The sequence below is a fragment of the Burkholderia sp. MBR-1 genome (genome assembly GCF_013822785.1).
Lineage (GTDB): Bacteria > Pseudomonadota > Gammaproteobacteria > Burkholderiales > Burkholderiaceae > Burkholderia > Burkholderia vietnamiensis.
In genome coordinates this window covers 2167905-2188638 of sequence record NZ_CP053610.1, presented here as the reverse complement: position 1 = coordinate 2188638, position 20734 = coordinate 2167905, and the positions used below count along the sequence as shown (strand labels likewise).

The following is a 20734-nucleotide window of genomic DNA, read 5'->3' as shown; positions in this document are numbered from 1 at the left end:
TAAGACACGCGTGTCCAAGCCACTAACAGCTCGCCCAGCCATCAAGCACCCAATCGACCGAACCAGCGCATCGATTATTTGCACGCCTTGATTGTGGTAGCGTTGTATTTCATGGAAATAAGAACAGTCGATACATTTTTGTAATTTCCAACGTTTTCCTGAATCTCCGCAATCACGCCCCGCTTGCAGAAAGAAGCAGGGCCCGTCGAAATCTGCTGCCAACCTAGATCGACCAGCGTTTTGATGTCCCGCTCCCTAAGCTGATTTGACCACGAGTCCGTTCGAATTAGAACCGACAACAGCGCCCCGCCAAATTTTGCATTTTCATTTCGATAAACGACATTGCCTCCGTTTACGAGCATCATCGCCATATCACCATTCATCATATCTATTTTTTCACTTGCATCAGTAGCCGAAGGATTTTTCACCAATGCATAAACAAGCATGAACAGCCACAACACCACCGCTAGAGCAATTACATAGTGCTTGACAGGACGATTCATTTTTTGTCAAATAACATGATTTAATTAATGTGGCGTTGGCAGTTTAAATACTGGCAAAGATACTCCTGTGCCGGCACTTCCACCGAGGCTTATGCCTTTCGTCGGTGCACCGAGTCCCAAACCAACCTCAACCGCCGTAGCGCCACCAATTGCATGATTCCCGCCAAGACAAACACCATATGCGCAAGCAGCAGCTGAGTACGAGCCTCCAGCCAAGAGTTGATCAGTATTGTCCCCTTGCACTGCATTGGGCAGTCCGTAATTTGAAGGCACAAAACCGAACGTGACACTTGCACCAGGGGCCACGGGCACGGAGCCACCGGCCCCGACGTAGATTTGACCGTTGTGCAGGTTCAGTGATATTGAGCCTGCCAGACCCAGACCGCTGCCGTTGACGGCGACGTAGTCAGGCGCAGGGATGCCAGGCTGCTGAAATCCGGCTGAATTCTCACCGGTGTTCCATCCCGGTGAGAATGGTCCATATGGATCGATCCTTGGCGCCCCACTGCTCGCTTGCGCCGCTTGAGGTGACGGCACGTTCCAACTGTACGGCGAATTCGCCCCACCCGTGTCTTGCTGAATGAGATTTCTCACCGTGTCAGAAGGCGACGTCAGCATCGATGGATCTTGCACGAGATAGTTGTTCCCCGCGCCGTCGTTGGTCACCTTCATGCCAGTCGTGTCGTAGAGTTGACCAGTGGTCGTGCTGCCGTTCAGCGGCACCACCATGCCCGTCGTAATTGTCTCGCCATACTGGCTGTTGCTCGCGGATCGCATCGCATTTTCGATCTGGTCCACGGTAATCGGCGATCCATCAGGATTCGTTATTCCTCTCGCCTTCGCATCAGCAGCAATTTTCTGTGCCTTCGTCTTTTCCTGCGGATGCAACTGCCGGTTATACAGATCTGCACTAAGCGCACCACCAGCTCCACTAATTGCACCGGCCGAACCGCCCAGCGCGCCGCCCGCCGCTGCACCGGCCACCCCCGACGCCGCATTGGCCAACAACGTACCCCCAAGCGTATCCCCGAGCGCTTGACTCGCTACGGTGCCGGCCGCGTCGCCCGCTATCGTGCCGCCGATCGCTCCCGCCACACTGCCCCCGCCCATCGCGGCACCAATTCCAGCAACTCCCGCATGCGAAGCGATGCGCGCAGCCCCATCTGGCCCCCACATCGCCACCTGTGCATTCGCGGCAGTCAAATCTGCCTGAGCCTGCTGAGCCGCCGCGTCATCGTGAATCGCATTTGCTTGATCGAGTCGTTGCTGAGCATCGCGTGCGTTCGCCTTCGCGTGATTCTGAAGCGCATCCGCCACGTCACCGACCACCTGCATGCCGACTTGGCCGACCGACTGCTGAACCGCGATGTCGTTCTGCACATTCTGCGCATTGAACGTGTTCTGTACCGCGCCGTTCGCATTCGCGGTGTCGCGGCTCAGCCCAGCAGTGCTGTCATGTCCGGCACCTGCGTCACCGCGGACCGTGATCTTGCCCGGGCTGACGGCGGCGTAGGTCGTGCCCGACGCGTCGCTGCTCGTGCCTGCTGTCGAGAACCCGCTCGGCCCCAAGCCTTGCGAATTCAGCGCTCCCGTCGTGTTGTTAGCGCCCTGTTTGACAGGTGTATTGAGATTCACACCACCCGGCGTACTGTTCCCGAATCCGCCACTCGCGCTGAAGCCGACTGTATCCCCCGAGTAGGTCGCGTGATTCTCCAGATTCGTATAGCCGAGCGTCTGCGTCGACAAGCTGTTCTTGTCCGAGGTCGCCGTGCTCGCAATCACGCCGCCATCGAGCTGCGTGTGGTTCCCGACGTTCACGTTATACCCACCCGTGCCCGCATAAATACCGCTCTGCTGGTTCACCGACTGATAGTTCGCGTTAATGTTCTGCTGGCTCGCGCTGGCGCTGCCACTCACTGTCTGGCCATAGCAGAACGGCGGCACACAAATACTTGCCTGGAATCCGGCGCTCGATTGCTTGCTGTCGTAGGTGCTGGTGTCTTGCTGGCTCTGGACGTTCAGGTCGCGCCCAACGCTCGCGTTGACGGTATTGCCCGACACCTCGGCTCCCCGCAAGTTCGTATCGCGTCCGCTCGTCACCGACAGCGTATCGCTCGCAGTAATCTGCGTATCCCGATTCGTCACGCTGTTACCGTTCGCATGACCGTGTGCAGTGCTCGCGCCAAGCTCCAGCGTAAAACCGTTCTGCTGACCGCCGATTGCGGCCCCGACACCGATACTGCCGCTGCTGCTGCTATTGCTGCTCGATTGCTGGCTCGTATCCTTCGCGCTCGTGAGATTAATGTCGCGCGCCGCGTTCAACTGGACGTTTTGCGCGGTAATCCTCGTGCCGCTGGCGTTAATATCGCCGTCGGTTGCAAAACCGTTCGTATCCTTGGTTCCGCTTCCGGTTGCGATCAGCGTCGCCGTTCCACCTGCGTGCAGAGTACTCCCGTCATTCGCGATCGAGCTGGACTGCGCTTCGCTATGGCTGGTGCCGCCCCCGATGCTGACCGTCGCCTTGACCAGTGCCTGATTCGTCGGCCCCTTGCTCAACGCCGTACCAACTTGATACGCGTTGTACGCCGCAAGTCCGGCCTGTGCCTTGTCCAGCGCCGCCAACCGCGAATCGCCCCCGCGCGCGGGCTGCGCAAATGCTTGATTGGCCTGCGCGACGGCGTTCCCGATCGCACCGCCAAGCGCCACGCTCACGCCGAACTGACTGGAATCCTGACTCATCCGGCTCTGTGTCGCGTCCGTACCCGGATCGAGATTCAGGTTCTTGCCGATCAGCGTCAGATCCTTACCCGCGCTCAAATCGGAACCGGCGACCGTGATGTCCTGCTTCGCATCGAGCGTCACGTTGCCGTTGCCGCTGACGATCTGGCTGCGCATCGTGCTTTGGGTCTGCGAAGCCGTGTCCTGGACACTATGGTTCTTCGCCACACCGACGCTAAAACCGGTAGCCGTGCCGTTACTGCCCAGACTGCCGATCTGCTGACTGCTCGATTCCTGGTGGCTCGTACTCGTGTCAAGCCCGGCCAGCACGTTGATTGCGCCCTGTGTGGCGACGAGATCGACGCCCTGCGTTCCACTGATGCCCGAGCCGACGACGTTGATGTCGCCCGTCTTGCTCTTGATGACGACGCTATTACCCGTGACCGATGCCGCCGTTTGCTGCGTCATCGTCTGGCTGCCGTCCGAATTGCTCCGGCTCGCGTTGTACGGCGACGGGCTGTTGCCACCCGTGTTCGCCGTGCCACCCACCCAGCGCCCCAAATCGCCCAGGCTCGGCGATGCCGCTTGAACGCCCCATGACGAACCGGACGATTGTGTCGACTGCTGCAAGTGATCAGTCGATGCCTGCAAGTTGACGTTACGGTTCGCATCCAGCGTCGCCGTCCCGCCCGCGCTGATTGCCGAGCCGATCACGGAAATATCGCCATCCACGATGTTGCCGTTCGCGTCCTTCTGCGCGCCGCCAGTCGCTTTCACGGTCACGTTTCCACCACCGCGAACCGTGCTTCCCAAGTTCGTCAAACTCGACATATCGGTCGTAGAGCTGCTACGGCTCTGTCCGTACGACACGGAGATCCCCGGCACGTCTGCCGCGCTTGCGCCGATCTCGTTGCCCACTGCTTGGCCGCGCTGGAAGGCGTTACCCGACGACGCATTCGCCTTCAGGTTGCGTACCGTATCGTACGGCGTACCGGTCACGGCAACGGTCAGGCCACTCGAATGCGCTTCGCGTTGATCGTGCGATTGCGCCACATCCTGCCCTGGATCAATCGTCACGTTCTGCCCGGTGATACTGATATTGCCCGTGTTTCCGTCGACGTCGCCCGCCGCCTTGCCTGCCACGAAATCGCTGCCGCTGATATGGACGTCCTTCCCGCCCGATACGGTCACGTTGCCTTCAACGCTGCCGACCGTACTGCGCGACTGGCTCTGCGTCGTCGAAGCCGCGTTATACCGGTCGCTCTGTTCGCTCGATCCGATCGTAATGCCAAGTCCACCCGAGCCAGACAAGCCCGAATGCTTCTCTTGGTGATACTCGTTGTCCTGATACGTGTCGGTCGCCGCCGTGATGTTGACGTTGTTTTTAGCGGACAGCGCCACGTCGTGCGTCCCGACAATGGCGCTACCGGTGACGTTGATGTCTTTCCCGCTGAGGACCGTTACGCCGTCAGCCGAAATCGCGCTGCCATTGGCATACGTGGTGGTCTGGTCGACCCGGTTCGTCGCGCTCGCATGACTTGCAACGCCGCTGTGGTCGTGCGATTCGTTCATGTTCGACACGTGCGTTTCGGTCGCCGCGCCGACGTTCACGTTGCCGACCGCCATCAGGCCCACGTTGCCCTGGTCAAGCGAGATCGTGCTTCCGATGACGCTGATGTCCTTGCCCGAAGCAACGCTCAAGGTATTGCCGCTATGCACCGTCGTGCCAACGACGGTCTGGTCGGACGTGTGCAACGTTTCCGAATAGCTGCCGTGGTGATCGCTACCCGAACTGTTGCTGTCGACCGTCGACGTAGCGCTCGCAGCGCCGAGCGTGATATTGCCCTTGGCCGCGATCGTTCCGCCGTTACCCAGGTTGATTCGCGCGCCGCTCGCGGTCAGATCCCCATTCACTCCGATCATCGACACGCCGCCGACATTCACGGCGCTACCAACCACGCCATTGATGTCGGTATTCGATACGCCATTCGCGCGCTGCACGATCTTGTGCTCGCCGACTTGCTGCGTACCGAGGTCGTAGTTGCCCCCAATCAGCATGCCGAGATTGCCGCCGACCGTCAGCGCGCCCGCATGCTGCTCGACATTGCCACCTGTCATGATCCCCGCATCGCCCTTGACGTCGAGCTGAGCAATCGGCCCGAGCGTCGTCGTCACACTCGTTGCGCCATCGCGACTCACCCGGGTGTCGCTTTTCACGGCGGAATCGAGAATCAGGTCGCCACCGGCATTCAGATACAGGCTTCCGGCCTTGACCTTCGCCGACGTCAAATCGACATTGCCAGTCGTCATCAACGACATGAGCCCGCCACTCTGCAACGCGCCGAACGCGTTATCGATCTGCTTGCCCTGAATCGACAGCGTGTTGTCCGCCTTCACCGTTCCGCTGTTCGTGAAGTTCTGCGCGTCCTTCAGATCGATGTCAGTGGCGGTGATCAGCGGACCATTGACGTTCTGCTGTTTCGCCTGCGCGAGATACACGACCGGCACCAGCACCGACTGCCCGTCGACCACGCGCGTTTCCATCATGATCACGTTGCCGGTCAGCTTCGATACCTGATCGGCCGACAGGCTCGCTCCGATCGGCAGGTTGAGCTGCTTGTCCAGCGATGCACCCGCCGCCATCAACGATTCGTACATCGCCTGCAGATCCGTGTACGGGCCGAGTACAGCCCTGCCGGTCAATGAGGTCACCTGGTTACGTACCAGCTGCTGTTCGTAGAAGCCGTCACCGAGACGCTTCGGAATATGCGTAAGGTCGACGCCGATCTGACTGAAGAAGTAGTCGCTGGAGATGAAGCGCTTCTGGTTCGTGAATGCCGGGTTCGTCTCGATCGCATAGCTCGCGTTCGGCGCCGGATTCGGTCTGTACAGACCGCCCTGCGGGATCGTCAGATTGTTCAGGACGTTCTGCGCCGTCGCGCTGGCGATGATCGGCGAGACGTTGATCACCCCGCCATGCACGGCCGAAGCGCCCGACTTCGTACCGCTCGCGCTACCACTCAGCCCGCCGATCGTCAGCCCCGGCACGGCCTGCCCCGGCAGCAGACCCAGCGACGGAATCGACGCGTTTGCGGCCGTGTTATTGATGCTGACACCCGTGCCGGAGATCGTGCCGTTCGAACCCAACGTCGAATCGTAGCTCGGCAGACTGTAGGTCTTGACGTCCGCTGGCGCGACTTGGGTATAGCCGCCCGGACGGCTCGTCACGAACGGGGCGTTGCCGAACGGCAATTGCCAGTTGTATTCGCTGCTGTCGTAGTTGTTGTAGTGGTACTGGCCTGAGTACGTCACCGTCACGGTCGGCGCCTGCTGGCCCGTCGCCGCCCAACCGTTGCCGTCATAGTTTTGCGGCAAGTCGAGGTTGCCAACGGCCGTGATGCTGCTCCAGTAGTTTTGCAGGGTACCGGTCGATGTTGCATTGAGACTGCCGCCCGACACGATTTGCGCAGTCGGGCTCAATGCCGTGACCGTGTTCGCCACAGCCGTTCCAGTATAGGTCGTGTAGAAGTACCCGCTGTTCCACTGGCCGCCGTGAGGCGGCTCAATGTACATGCCGCCCGGCTGTTTGATCAACGCGGCCGTTTCGGCCGGTGTGATGTTGTCGGACCGGAGACCGGCGATCATCTGTCCCCCTCCCGCGCAATTCACCGCGAAGTACGATGCGCAACCTGACAGGCTAATGCCGTATTGCGCGAGGGCCGCCGGATCGACGTTACTCGTGCTTCCCGAGGTGCTCATCACACGACGCGTGCTCGTCACCTTATCGGCGTGCAACTCCATATCGCCGCCGGACTGGATCAACGCCGACGAGTTGTTGACGAGTGCCGCATTCGTGTAATTGCCGCTCGCGTCCTTACCACCCGCGAGTACGACCTTACCCATCCCGAAAATCGCCGTCGTCGGCATCGAATCCGTCGCCGTCGTGTCGTCACGGTTTTCGATATCGTGCGCGAGAATTTCAAGCGTGCCGTTGCTATCCGATGCACCAATCAAGGCCGTCGGCCCGACGTTCGACACCGTGCCCGTTGCGTTGAGCGAGACGCTGCCGCCCACCAGCGACCCGGTATTGGTGAGGTTGCCCGATTGCGTATGCAGCAAACCGCCGGCTGACAGTGCGCCGGAGTTGACGATGTTGCCGGCATTGACGCTCAGATCGTTGACCGACTGCACGTTGCCGCTGTTGTCGAACGTACCGGGCAACGCAAACGCAAGATCATGGCCGACGTTGAACTGATAGTCGGGCGTCACCGAGAAATCGCCCTGCAAATTGACGCTCGCATCGTGGGCCGCGCTATAGGTACCGCCACCTTGCAGCGTCGGCGCTGTCACCGTCAGGTCGTGCGTCGAACTGATCTGCCCGTTCGTGTTCGTGATCGCGCCGCTGGTCGTCACGGCCACATCGCCGCTCGAATTCGCGACGTTACCAATCTGCCCGCCGCTGTTGTCCAAGGTCGTCCCCTGAACATGCAGCGAGGCGCCGCTCAGCTGGCCACCTTGCGTGTTGGAAATCGACGTAGCGTTCACCATCACGTCACCGTTACCGGTGATCGCACCCATCCCCGACACACCACCGGCGTTGCTGTTGGTGATCTGACTGCCGCCCTGCACGGTCATTTGGCCGGCGCCAAGGTCGGCGATCGACCCGTCGGCGTTGTCGATCGACGCGGACTGGATGCGCAGCGTGCTCGTGTCGCCTGCCACGGTCTGGCCGGCCTGAATATGCCCGCCCTGGTTCACCAGCGCGCCGCCGTTCGTCAACGACAAGGACGTTCCTGCGCGCACCAGGCCTTGCGCGTTGTTCACGTCGCCCGCGATCGTCGCGGCGATGTCGCCCTGTGCCGCGAAGATGCCGCTCGTATTGTCCCAGCCGCTCGCGCCGACGACTGCATTGCCCTTGGTGACAACGGTGCCGCCCGCGTTGTTCACTGCACCTGCACCGCTGCCTGGTTCAATCGTCAGCGTACCCGCGCCGGCATGCGTAATCGTTCCGCCAGCGTTGTTCAATTGCGCGGGAGCGAGCGTCAGGTCCGTACTGTTCGTCTGGATCACACCGCCAGCGGAATTGTCGAGCGTGCCGCTCACATTGACGCCCATCGCCGACGACCCATACTGCGTGATCGTGCCGCCGTGGTTCGTCAGATTCGGCGTGCTCAGTGCGAGCTGATTGGCTGTGAGCTGTCCACCGCTATTGTCGAGCGTCGAATCGGCTGTGACCGACAGATTCGGGGCAACGATCGCGCCGCCCTGATTCGTCATCGAACCCGTGTGAATCGTCGCATTCGTGCTCGCGCCGATTTGGCCGCCATCGTTCGTCAACGTGCCGCTCGTCGAGCCGAGCTCCGTGTTGGACAGCAGCTTGCCGTTGGTATTGTTCAGCGTGCCGCCAACCACCGCGATCAGCCCGCTTTGCGCGTTGATGGAACCCGAGGTGTTGTTCAGCGAGCCGCTTTGCGCCGCGATATGTCCATTGCTGGCAATCGCGCCGCCGACGTTCGACACCGAACCCGCACCGTTGCCCAACGTCAGCGTACCCGTGCCGGCGTGGACGATCGTGCCACCATCGTTGACCAGCGCAGCAGGGGCCAGCGTGACGTCTGTGCCGTTCGTCTGCAGCGTGCCGCCACTCGAATTGTCGAGCGTGCCCGATACATTGACGGCCATCGTGCCGGTGCCGATCTGCGTGATCGTGCCGCCGCGATTGACGAGACTGGTACCGGTCAACGCGACCTGTTGGGCTTGCACGGTGCCTGAGCTGTTGTCGAGCGTAGTGCCGTTCAACGCGGCGGTTTGGCCCATGATCGTGCCGCCGCTGTTGGCCAGGTGCGCAGCGGCGTCGACCGCCACGTTCTGCGCGGCCTGCAAGGACCCGCTGCCGTTGTCGATCGACTGGCCGGCCACGTGCAAATTCGTATTGGACGTGATCGTCGCGTGGTTGGCGATCGCCCCGCCTTGCACCGTCACGTCGCCGTTGCCGCCGATCACGCCACCTTGCGCGCCGGCCGCCGTCGTACCTGCCGCATTCGTGAGTTGGCCCGTCGCGGTCAACACCATCCCGTCGCTATTGAGCGACGTAATGCGGCCGGCCGTATTGTCGATCGTGATTGCATCGACCGTGGCACGACCAGCGCTCTGGACCGTACCTTGGTTGTTCGCGACCGTGCTGCCGCGCAGCGCCATCGTGCTCTGCGAAACGAATACGCCGGACTGGTTCGCGATCTGGTCGGCGGCCGTCACCGACAGCGGCCCTTGCGACGACACCGCGCCGTTCCGGTTCGACACGTCGTTGCCCGTCAGGCTCGTTGCACCGCCGCTCGTCAGGTTGCCTCGATCATTGATGACCGTGCCTGCGGCATTCGCCGTGATGGCCCCTTGGGCGCTCGCCGTCGCGTTCGTGAAGTTGACGTCGCCGGCCGTGGCCGTGAGCGACAGATCGCCGTTCGCGGCCGTCGTGCTGTCAGTGAGGTTTACGCCGGAGCCTTTCGCGCTCACGTTGCCGCCCGCAACGTTCTTGCCGGTCGCATTGAGCTGGCCCGTCGTCGCGAGTTGCAGGTCGCCGGTTTGCGTCACGGAACCGTCGCTGTTCACGCCTGCGCCGAGCAACCCGGTCGAATTCAGCGAGCCCGCGGTCACGCCGACGTGATGTTGCGCAGCCAGCGTACCGGTATTGACGACGTCCGCACCGGTATTCACCGACACCGACTGCTGGCCGTAGGTGGTGCCGCTGTTCTCGACTCCGCCTGCAGCAGAAATGGCGGCGTTCCCGGTCGACGAAACCTTGCCCGACTGAATCAGCCGCCCGTCGGTAGTCAACGTCAGCCCCATCGCGTCCGCCGCGATCGTCCCGGCGTTTCGGACTCCGACGCCGCCCTCGGTGCCGACCAACAGGATGCGATTGCTGTACATGCCGCCCAATTGCGCAACGTCGATCGCAACCGCAGGCGCCGCACCATCGCCCTGAATGCGGGTCGCCTCGAGGGTGTCGTGATTGACCCGATTCGCACCGGCGATCACGTTCAGGTTCGTCGCATAGATGGCGGCGTTCGCCTGTACGGCTCTGGAAATGAGGTCGACCTGATCCACGTTGGTGGCATTCAGGCCCGCGCCCTGTACCGCGATGAGGCCGCGCGTCACACTGAAACCCGCCAGTGATCCGTCCGGATTCAGGTTCGGCGTGCCGGTGGTCAGGATTGCACGCGAGGTATTGATGAAGCCGCCACCATCCACGACCAGTCCCGACGGATTGGAAATGATCATCTCCGCACGCTGGCCGGCGATCTCGACGAAACCCCTCAGTTGCGACGGGTTCGGGCTGTTGACCTGGTTGATGATGATCCTGGCCGAACCGTTCGGGCCGAGATTCGGGTTGCCGTTGATGTACCCGGCCTGCTGCGTATTCGTCAGCGTAGGCGAGTTGTTGACGATCACGCCGGGTTTGGGCACATCGAACTGCGAATAGGTATTCAACGACACGCCCGCACCGGACGGCTTCGTGATGTTGACCTGTTGGAGACCGTTTTGCGTCTGGATGACCGACGGCGCGTTCGCGCCCACGCCCACGACCTGCGCATTTGCCCACATCGGCGTGATCCCGGCCGCGACCAGCACCGCGAATGCGGTATGGCGCAAGGCAAAGCTCGCCGACGCGCTCGCCGTGCGATCGCCAACGGCGCGCGACGCTTCACCCTTGGTGACTTTCCCCGTCGCGTGAGCCGTTTCCTCGACTGCAACGAGCATACCCCGCACGCGGCTGAATACCAGACGATATTGGTTCTTGTTCATGGATACGGCAAACGCTTCTAGACGTGGAGCAAATCGATCGGGAAGCCCCCACGAGTACAGAGACGCTCTCCGATTTCGAAAGCAACGCTGTCTAAGTTTGTCTGCACGTCGCAACGTGTGATCGCGATCGAATGGCGGCCCTTCACGCCGAAATCTATCGAAAGGTGCGCATTCACAGTGTCAGAGATTGCAAGTCACCGACTAATAAATTGCACGCCGCCGCGCGCGTGATCGTCGACAGCGTGGAAGATGGCGTGCGGGACGCACCATATCGACCGCCTTCCGCTCGAAACGCGGATGCGGAATTGACATTCCGAAATATTTTTATAATCGACCAGCGATTGATATAAATCCGTATCGAGTGGCCGGCACTCACCACTGACTCAATCTGAATCGTCACCCGATCCGACTCAACGGAATATTTTCAATGGTCGCTCACTCGTACAACGTTACTCGCGAGTAGTCGCGTGACCATTGAATCGCCACCATCTCAAAATAAGCCAATTGACATTTAAAACAACTAGCAAGTCCGATCGCGAATTGCGATGGCCGCTTCAGCTTGCTCTACGACTCGCGTCTCCAATTCGCAACAGCGCATCGATATGAAGAAACCAGGCACTGCATGGTGATCGCGTGTCGAATTGGGACGCGTGGCTGATATGCGTGTGCGCGCGGGCAAAGGATTTCCGGTTTCCCGGCTGAAGGTATACGGTGTCGAGGCATCGCCAGCCGCTGAACGCGACGCGCTCGCGGCCATCGAGCGGCGGCGCAAGCAGCGCGACAAGGTCGGCACCCGGACAGTTGCTTACGGTCGGACGTCGCTGCGTTGAAGCGGATGCGAGCCGCCCCGCGCAACATCGTTGGGAAGCGCACCGCATCCCGGCACGCTTGGAGTGCGCGATGACGCAGGCCGCGCTGTTTTCTCCCGAGCGGTCGAACGTCGGCCAGCAGCCGGAGGCCCGAGGTTCGCCGCATGTCAGACACGAACTCGCGGGCAACGGCAGGACGTCTCACCGATGAAACGTCCGGTGCGCGCCGCGCGCGATCGCGTGCTTCGACCGACGCCCGTATCGAGCACCCCACGCAACCGCTCCCGTCGCGCACACCCCCGCCCGGCGCACCTCCCGCGCACACGCCTCGACACCACCGCGTCCGCGCCCGAAAATGCGACTGGCGTCACCATGGCGTTACGTTACATCGGTGAAGCATTTCATCGGTCCGGACGAGTTTTCCGTGCCGCACGCCACCATACACGACCGTCCACCGCACGCCGCGACATCCCGTGCGAGCCAGTCCGGACGCGCCACAGCAGCCATCGCGGCGCGCCGCGCGCGACCGGCCGGGCAAGTGGATCGCGTTGCTGGTACGGAACCTGCATTCGTTGCAGCAACAGCCGCGCCGCCGAGCGGCGCATATACGAACCCGGTTCAGGCCAAGCCCGAACGATCCACGCCAGTTGCGAGGCACTTCATGGATACGCTGCCCAACTCGTCCGATACGTCGTTCCAGATCTTTCTCGCGAAGCTGCTCGAACAGCCGCAGCCTGAATGGACCGAAAAGCAGCAGATGGAACTCGAGATGGCCCGCTCGCTGTCGACCGAGATGGTGCGCTACGCCGAGGACATGCGCGGCCGCGCCGACCTCGCGCGCTGCCTCGTGCTGCTGCGCTACGCGAAAGTCCTCGACTTCATGCTGACGTCGCTCGCCGCGCACCGCGACATTCACCCGCAAACGCTGCGCACGCTGTTCCGCCTCGCCAACCTCAAAGTCGACGATGCGTATCCGGTGTGAGCGGTGTGAGCGCACCCGAGCGACGCACCGTCGGCGCCATTAGTGCGCCGCCCGCCATCCCCTTCCGGTAACGCCGCGCTCAACATCGCGCGGCGATCTGCTACACCGCCAGCGGCTGCACCACCCGCGCGGCCCGCGACCATCGTCGCCAGCGGCCCATTCCACACCCGATCCGGCGCCGCCACCGGTGCGCCAGCGCGCGTGAACGCATCGCATACAGCCGCGCAGATTTGCTTACGTCGCAGGTAATCGACGCGCGTCGCGCGCGTGCCGATCATGGCGTCATCGATCAACGCATCGCATCGACGCCAAGGAGCCCGACATGACCGCCTACGCCATCGCCCACCTGCACGACGTTCAAATCTGCGACGACATCGTCGAATACCTCGAACGCATCGACGGCACGCTTGCGCCGTTCGACGGCCACTTCGCGATCCATGGCGCACGGCCCGACGTGCGCGAAGGCGAGTGGCACGGCGATCTGATCGCGATCGCGTTTCCCGATCTCGCCGCCGCGCGCGCGTGGTACGACTCCGACGCTTACCGGCAGATCCAGCCGCTGCGCACGCGGCACGCGAGCGGCCCGCTGATCCTGATCGACGGCGTGGATGCGTCGCACAAGGCGACGGACATCCTGCGCGGAACCCGCCGCCGCCGCGGCGTCTAGTTCGCGCCGCGCTCCAGCGGCTCGCCGACGACGAAGCCGCCGCCCTGGTAACGCTGCGCCGGATCGTCGTATTCGGCGCTCGGCGCGGTCACCGGAAACAGCCCGGCGAACTGCGCGGAGCTGTCCTGCGGACGGAACCCGAGGAAGCCGGCCTTCGTGTTGTCCCACCACTTCACCGGGTTGTCCGACACGCCGTACACGATCGCATGCCCGACGCGGTTCGTCAGCAGCGCGCATCGCACCAGCTCGATGAAGTCGCGATAGCTGAGGAAGGTCACCAGCATGCGCGGGTTCTTCGGAACCTCGAACGACGAGCCGATCCGCAGGCACACGGTCTCGATCCCGAAGCGGTCGAAGTAGTACCGCGACAGCGCTTCGCCGAAGCACTTCGTCACGCCATAGAGGCTGTCCGGACGCAGCGGCGCGTCGACGTCGAGCACTTCCGTGACCGGATGAAAACCGATCGCATGGTTCGAGCTCGCGAACACGACGCGCTTCACGCCGTGCTTGCGCGCGGCTTCGTACAGGTTGTACGTGCCGGTGATGTTCGCATCGACGAGATCGTCGAACGGCGCATCGACCGAAATTCCGCCGAGGTGGACGATCGCGTCGACGCCGTCGACGAGGTCCATCACCGCCGGCCGATCGGACAGGTCGACGACCCGGGTTTCCTCGTGCTGCGCCGCGTCGCCGAGCGCGGCGACGTCGCTCACGCGCACGATGTCGGCCCAGTTCGCGAGCGCGCCGCGCAGCTGGCGACCGAGATTGCCGGCCGCGCCGGTCAGCAGCAGGCGCGCAAACGGCTTGCGGGCGCCGGTGGAAGTGGCGTTCATCGAGTCTCCTTGGATCTGTGCTGAAGGTATGCGGATGCGCCCGACCTCCAATCGCTTGCAACGATTTGGCCGGAAAACGTTTTCCAACTATACGCGGCGGCGAAGGCGAACGTCAACGGTCGGCCACCCTCTCGGCCATCCGCACTTTCCCGATGTCGGCCGATGGCCGGCCGCCTCGGTTTTCTGCCACAATCGCGGACAACGGAACGTAAACGTTACCCTTGCGATGAAAAAAGTTTCCCCGACGATCCGCGACGTGGCGGCCCAGGCCGGCGTGTCGGTTGCGACGGTCTCCAAGTTCGTGAACGGCACGCAGCGCTTCTCACCGACGGTCGAAGCGCGGCTCAAGGAGGCGATCGAGCGCCTCGGCTATCGTTCGAATCCGCTCGCGCGCTCGATGATCACCGGGCGCACACGCACGATCGGCCTCGTGATCCTCGACATCAGCAACCCGTATTTCACGAGCGTCGTCAAAGGCGCGAACCGCGTCGCGCTCCAGCACGACTACACGCTGCTGCTCGTCGATACCGAAGAAAGCCAGGCGCGCGAACGCTCGCTGGTCGAGGCGCTCGCGCAGCGCGTGGACGGCTTGATCGTCAGCACGCGGATGCCCGACGACGAAGCGGGCTGGATGCTCGATCTGCACAAGCCGCTCGTACTGCTGCGACGCAGCCCCGGCCTGCCGATCCCGAGCGTCGGCATCGACAACCGGCTCGCCACCTACATGCTCGCGCGCCATCTGCTCAACCTGGGCCACACGCGCATCGCGTATCTCGGCTTCGGCACCGCGCGCGTGAACGACGAACGGATCCAGGGCGCGCGCGACTGTCTCGCGGAAGCGGGACTCACGCTCGACGTGCACGACGCGCATGCGCCCACCGCCGAAGCCGGCGAGCGCGCCTGCTCGCGCGTGATGCTCGGGCCGCAGCGCCCGCAGGCGGTGATCTGCTACAACGACCTGATCGCGCTCGGCTTCATAAAGGAGGCCGCGTCGCTCGGTTTCCGGTTGCCGCAGGACGTTTCCGTCGCCGGCATCGACAATGTGCCGTACGGTCAATACGCAGCGCCCGCGCTGACCACCATCGACATCCAGAGCGAAAACATGGGCGAGCTCGCGATGCAGAAGCTGATCGACGCGCTCGCCGGACGCACCGACGCGAGCTATTCGACGTTCGAGCCGCGGTTGATCATGCGGGCATCGACGGCGGCGGTGGGGTGAGTGGCGGGCGGGGTGGGCGGTGGTTGCGGTAGCCTGCGGTTGCAGTTGCTGTCGTAGTCGACATCGCAGTCGCAATCGCAGTCGCAGCCGCCATCCCAAACTCAACCGCCGCAGCCCCGCATCGCTTCGCATGCGCCCCGCCCACCCCAAACGAAAACGCGCCGCGTCCAGCGCGGCGCGTTCGCGTGTCGCGGCGCTTACGCGCCGAGTCGGGCCGGCTTCATCTTCGGCGTGAGCGCGTGCATGATCGCGAGCGCGAGCAGGTACGCCAGCGCGCCGATCGCGAACAGCACCCAGTAGTGGCCCGTGCGCTGCAGCACCTGCCCGATCACTTCCGAGAACAGCACGCCGCCGATCGAACCGGCCATCCCGCCGATGCCCACCACCGACGCGACCGCGCGGCGCGGAAACAGATCGGATGCCGTCGTGAACAGGTTCGCCGACCAGCCCTGGTGCGCGGCCGCGGCGAGCCCGACGATCGTCACCGCGATCCACAGGCTCTGCACCTGCGACACGAACGCGATCGGCAGCACGCAGCACGCGCAGACGAGCATCGCCGTCTTGCGCGCGCCGTTCACGCTCCAGCCCGCGCGCAGCAGCGCCGACGACAGCCAGCCGCCGCCCACGCTACCCACCGTGGTCAGCGCATAGATGCACACGAGCGGCAGGCCGATGTGCTGCATGTCCATCCCGCGCGACTCGTTGAGCCACTTCGGCAGCCAGAACAGATAGAACCACCACACCGGGTCGGTCAGGAACTTGCCGATCAGGAATGCCCAGGTTTCGCGCTTGCGGATCAGCTCGCCCCAGCGCGGCGCGCCGGCATCCGCGTTGGCCGCGTCGAGCGCTTCCGCTTCGTCGCGCGGCTCGTCGTATTCGGCGGCGAGCGCGCGCGTGTCGGCCGTGCGGTACAGCACCAGCCACACCGCGAGCCACACGATGCCGATCGCGCCGATGATCACGAATGCCGCGCGCCATCCGTAGGCCAGCGCGATCGCCGGGATGATCGCCGGCGCGAACACCGCGCCGATGTTCGCGCCCGAGTTGAAGATGCCGGTCGCGAGCGCGCGTTCGCGGCGCGGAAACCATTCGGCCGTCGTCTTGATCGCGGCCGGGAAGTTGCCGCCCTCGCCGATCCCCAGCAACGCGCGCACCGCGGCGAAGCCCATCACGGAGCCGACCGCCGCATGCAGCATCGCCGCAATGCTCCACATCAGCATCGCGGCCGCGTACGAGATGCGCGTGCCGAGCCAGTCGACGATGCGCCCGAAGCCCAGCAGGCCGATCGCATAGAACGCGGTGAACGCCATCACGATGCGGCCGTACTGCACCTGGGTCCAGCCGATGTCGTGCTGCAGCATCGGCGCGAGCAGGCCGAGGATCTGCCGGTCCATGTAGTTGATGACCGTCGCGAAGAACAGCAGCGCACAGACGGTCCAGCGGTAGCGGCTGGCGACGGCGCGCACCGCGCCGACAACGGCAGATTGCATGAGTGTCTCCGATGCGCGGCCGCGCCCGTCGCGCCGACTGTCGATACGTAGTCCGTAACCGGCGACGGGCGCCGCGGCGAACCGCAACTGCGCAGGCATCGCGCAGCCGCTATTTCACCGATGGGTGGAAAACGTTTTTCCAAGCATAGGCCGCCGGTCGGGGCGATGTCAGTCCGGGATTTCGATGAGTCATCTCAAATTCGATCGCTCAAAAAGAGATGACCGTTTCGCAAAGTGCACATCAATCGTTTTCCGCGATGCGTGTGCGGTGAAACGGGGTCGTGACGGAGCCCGTGCGCGCGGATGCGCAAGTCAGCGTTCGGCCGGAAACTGCGCTGCGGATCGTTTAAAGTCATCGGATGTATGCCGATCCCGCTCCGCTGTCTGCTACGACACGATGCCTTCGCGCAATCGCTGCCTCAACGGCGGGTTCGGATGTGCGTATCGTCGCCCTAGGTGGAGCGCCGCATGGCCCGCTGCGTAAACGCGCCGAATGCGTTCGCTGCCGGCGCCGCGGCGCGCAATAGCGTGCATATGCCGCGCTACGCGAGCCAACGCCCTCAAGGAGAAACTTCGCGATGACTCCCGCGCTTCTGATCCCGAGCCCGCTCGGCGACATCGCCGTCCGTATCGAGCATGATGCGCTGACCGGCCTGTTCTTCGTCGGCCAGAAATACTATCCGTCGCTCGCGATCGCCGCGGATGAGCACGCGCACGTCGCCGCTTCATCGCTCGCGCGGCACATCGCCGACGAGGTCACCGAATATTTCGGCGGCACGCGCCACACCTTCTCCGTACCGATTCAGCTGAACGGCACCGCGTTCCAGCGTGGCGTCTGGCAGCAACTGCTCGCGATCCCGTTCGGCGAACTCGTGTCGTACGGCGACGTCACCGAGCGCCTGGGGTTGCCGATGAGTGCGGCGCGCGCCGTCGGCGGCGCGATCGGCCGCAATCCGGTCGCGATCATGGTGCCGTGCCATCGCGTGATCGGCGCGTCCGGCAGCCTCACCGGCTATGCAGGCGGGATCGAACGCAAGCGCGCGTTGTTGTCGCTCGAAGGCGCGCGCTTCGTGCGCGGTGACCGACACGCGGCGCAGCAGGCGTTCGCGTTCTGAAGGCGTCGGATCGCGTGCGACGCGCCGCCGTGGGTCAATCGTCGCGACGCTTGCGCATTGCGTGCGCGACGCGCGCGTTCGCGTCGAATTTCGCGCGATGCGTCGAGAAGAACGTCCGCACGTTGCGCACGTTCGATGCGCCGGTGAAGAGGCGCCGCGCGAACGCGTCGTATTCGGCGACGTCGGCCAGATCGGCCACCACGATGAAATCCGGCCCCGGCGACACGCGGTAGCACTGCGTGACCGACGGCTCCGCGCACACGTAGGCCTCGAATGCGTCGTAGTCTTCGGCCGTCTGCCGGTCGAGGCTGATCTCGATCAGCGCGGTGACGGCCGTGCCGATCGCGACCGGATCGAACACCGCGATCTGCCGGCGGATCACGCCGGCCTCCGTCAGCCGCCGCACACGGCGCATGCAGGTCGGCGGCGACGACAGCGCGCGCTCGGCCAGTTGCAGGTTCGACACCGACGCGTCGTCCTGCAGGATCGCGAGAATGCGCAGGTCGAGATCGTCGAGCGTGATGCCGGCCATCGGCAGCTCCTTGCGAGATGGATGTGGAATTTAATTTCATCATCCTACCGCATTGCCGCATCGTTTCAGGATTACGCCAATTTTGAAATTTAATTCCATTTTGCTGCCTCTACTATCGCGGTCACGGACTCAGACAACGTATTCAGGGAGCGCGATATGTGTGGAATTGTCGGGGCGGTGGCTCAGCGGGACATCGTGCCCAATCTCGTCGACGGGCTGAAGCGGCTCGAATACCGCGGCTACGATTCGTGCGGGGTCGTCGTCTATCGCGACCGTGCGCTCGCCCGCGCGCGTAGCGTCGATCGCGTCGCGAACCTGCAGCGCGAGATCGCGGCGCAGGGGCTGTCGGGCTACACCGGCATCGCGCACACGCGCTGGGCCACGCACGGCGCGCCCGTCACGCTCAACGCGCATCCGCATTTTTCGCCGCGCGACGACAACGCGCGCATCGCGCTGTCGCACAACGGGATCATCGAGAACTGCGATCAATTGCGTGCGGAGCTGCAGGCGCACGGCTACGTGTTTGCCAGCCAGACGGATAGCGAGGCGATCGCGCATCTGATCGATCATCTGTACGACGGCGACTTGTTCGACGCGGTGCGCGGCGCCGTCGCGCGCTTGCGCGGCAGCTACGCGATCGCGGTGATGTGCCGCGACGAGCCGCATCGCATCGTCGGTGCGCGCGACGGGATGCCGCTCGTCGTGGGCGTCGGCGACGGCGAGAACTTTCTCGCGTCGGATGCGATCGCGCTGTCGGGCGTGACCGACCGCATCGCGTACCTCGAGAACGGCGACGTCGCGGACATTCAACTGCATCGCTACTGGATCGTCGATGCGGCCGGCCAGCGTGTCGAGCGCGCGGTACAGCGGGTCGCCGCGCACAGCGGCGCGGCCGATCTCGGCGCGTACCGCTACTACATGCAGAAAGAGATCTTCGAGCAGCCGCAGGCGGTGGCCGATACGCTGCTCGATGTCGCGTCGATCATGCCGGAGCTGTTCGGCGATGGCGCGTGGCGCGTGTTCAACGACGTCGACTCGGTGTTGCTGCTCGCGTGTGGCGGCAGCTATCACGCGGCGCTGACGGCGAAGTACTGGATCGAGAGCATCGCGAAGCTGCCGACGAACGTCGAGATCGCCAGCGAGTTCCGCTATCGCGACGGCGTGGCGAACCCGCGCACGCTGGTCGTCGCGGTGTCGCAGAGCGGCGAGACGGCCGACGTGCTCGGCGCCGTGCAGGTCGCGAAGCAGCGCGGGATGATGCATACGCTGGCGATCTGCAACGTCGCGTCGAGCGCGCTGATGCGCGAGTGTGCGCTGCAGTTCGTCACGCGCGCGGGGATCGAGATTGGCGTCGCGTCGACGAAGGCGTTCACGACGCAGCTCGTCGCGTTGTTCCTGCTGACGCTGTCGCTCGCGCAGGTTCGCGGCCGGCTGAGCGACGACGACGAGAAGGCGCATCTGCGCGCGCTGCGGCATCTGCCCGATGCGATGGCGAAAGTGCTCGCGCTGGAGCCGCAGATCATGGGCTGGTCGGAGCTGCTCGCGCGACGCGACAACATGCTGTTCCTCGGCCGCGGGATGCATTACCCGATCGCATTGGAAGGCGCACTGAAGATGAAGGAGATTTCGTATATCCATGCCGAGGCGTATCCGGCGGGCGAACTGAAGCATGGGCCGCTGGCGCTGGTCAGCAACGAGATGCCGGTGATCGCGGTCGCGCCGAACGACATGCTGTTGGAGAAGCTCAAGTCGAACATGCACGAGGTGAGCGCGCGCAACGGCAGGCTGTTCGTGTTCGCGGACGTGGATTGCGGGTTGACGTCGGGCGAAGGGATCGACGTGATTCGGCTCAACGAGTACTACGGGCCGCTTTCGCCGATCCTGCATACCGTGCCGATGCAGCTGCTGGCTTATCACGCGGCGCTGGCGCGGGGGACGGATATTGATAAGCCGAGGAATCTGGCGAAGTCGGTGACGGTGGAGTGAGGTTGGGGGCGGGGTTTGGGCGGTCACAATCGGTGAACGTGCGCTCCCGTGTCGCGTTCCTCCTGCCTGTCGCGGCGGAC

Annotated in this window: 10 protein-coding genes; 5 read left to right on the top strand and 5 right to left on the bottom strand. The window is 63.6% G+C overall.

Annotated elements, in window-relative coordinates; genetic code table 11:
* Positions 1–74 precede the first annotated feature (74 nt).
* Together MBR110_RS24370 and MBR110_RS24365 are read right to left on the bottom strand one after the other, a co-directional pair.
* A complete protein-coding gene (locus tag MBR110_RS24370) occupies positions 75–503 on the bottom strand; it encodes a hypothetical protein (RefSeq protein WP_155625041.1) in 429 nt (142 codons plus the stop codon).
* A gap of 24 nt (positions 504–527) precedes the next feature.
* Complete coding sequence (locus MBR110_RS24365; protein WP_258569983.1) at positions 528–11021, bottom strand: hemagglutinin repeat-containing protein; 10494 nt, start codon at positions 11019–11021, stop codon at positions 528–530.
* Positions 11022–12491: 1470 nt separating this feature from the next.
* On the opposite strand from MBR110_RS24365, the gene MBR110_RS24360 reads away from it, so the two are divergent.
* Entirely contained in the window at positions 12492–12812 is a 321-nt protein-coding gene (locus tag MBR110_RS24360) for a DNA-binding protein (protein WP_011881331.1), read from the top strand.
* A gap of 322 nt (positions 12813–13134) precedes the next feature.
* Complete coding sequence (locus MBR110_RS24355; RefSeq protein ID WP_181709385.1) at positions 13135–13479, top strand: DUF1330 domain-containing protein; 345 nt, start codon at positions 13135–13137, stop codon at positions 13477–13479.
* On the opposite strand, the gene MBR110_RS24350 is transcribed toward MBR110_RS24355, so the two are convergent.
* Positions 13476–14312: an NAD-dependent epimerase/dehydratase family protein gene (locus MBR110_RS24350; protein ID WP_011881329.1), complete on the bottom strand. Its 837-nt coding sequence runs from the start codon at positions 14310–14312 to the stop codon at positions 13476–13478. The genes MBR110_RS24355 and MBR110_RS24350 overlap by 4 nt on opposite strands.
* 226 nt (positions 14313–14538) lie before the next feature.
* On the opposite strand from MBR110_RS24350, the gene MBR110_RS24345 reads away from it, so the two are divergent.
* Positions 14539–15531 (top strand): LacI family DNA-binding transcriptional regulator, encoded by a 993-nt coding sequence (locus MBR110_RS24345; protein ID WP_014724413.1) that lies wholly within the window; start codon positions 14539–14541, stop codon positions 15529–15531.
* Between the two features lie 197 nt (positions 15532–15728).
* Here MBR110_RS24345 and MBR110_RS24340 read toward each other — a convergent pair whose 3' ends face one another.
* Positions 15729–17021 (bottom strand): MFS transporter, encoded by a 1293-nt coding sequence (locus tag MBR110_RS24340; RefSeq protein ID WP_045578282.1) that lies wholly within the window; start codon positions 17019–17021, stop codon positions 15729–15731.
* A 578-nt stretch (positions 17022–17599) separates the two neighbouring features.
* Between MBR110_RS24340 and MBR110_RS24335 the strand changes: the two genes are divergently transcribed.
* Entirely contained in the window at positions 17600–18136 is a 537-nt protein-coding gene (locus MBR110_RS24335) for a methylated-DNA--[protein]-cysteine S-methyltransferase (protein WP_059475672.1), read from the top strand.
* Positions 18137–18170: 34 nt separating this feature from the next.
* Here MBR110_RS24335 and MBR110_RS24330 read toward each other — a convergent pair whose 3' ends face one another.
* Positions 18171–18668: an Lrp/AsnC family transcriptional regulator gene (locus tag MBR110_RS24330; protein WP_011881324.1), complete on the bottom strand. Its 498-nt coding sequence runs from the start codon at positions 18666–18668 to the stop codon at positions 18171–18173.
* 156 nt (positions 18669–18824) lie between these two features.
* On the opposite strand from MBR110_RS24330, the gene glmS reads away from it, so the two are divergent.
* On the top strand, positions 18825–20654 hold the full coding sequence (gene glmS / locus MBR110_RS24325) for a glutamine--fructose-6-phosphate transaminase (isomerizing) (RefSeq protein ID WP_011881323.1): 1830 nt from the start codon (positions 18825–18827) through the stop codon (positions 20652–20654).
* Positions 20655–20734: the final 80 nt, after the last annotated feature.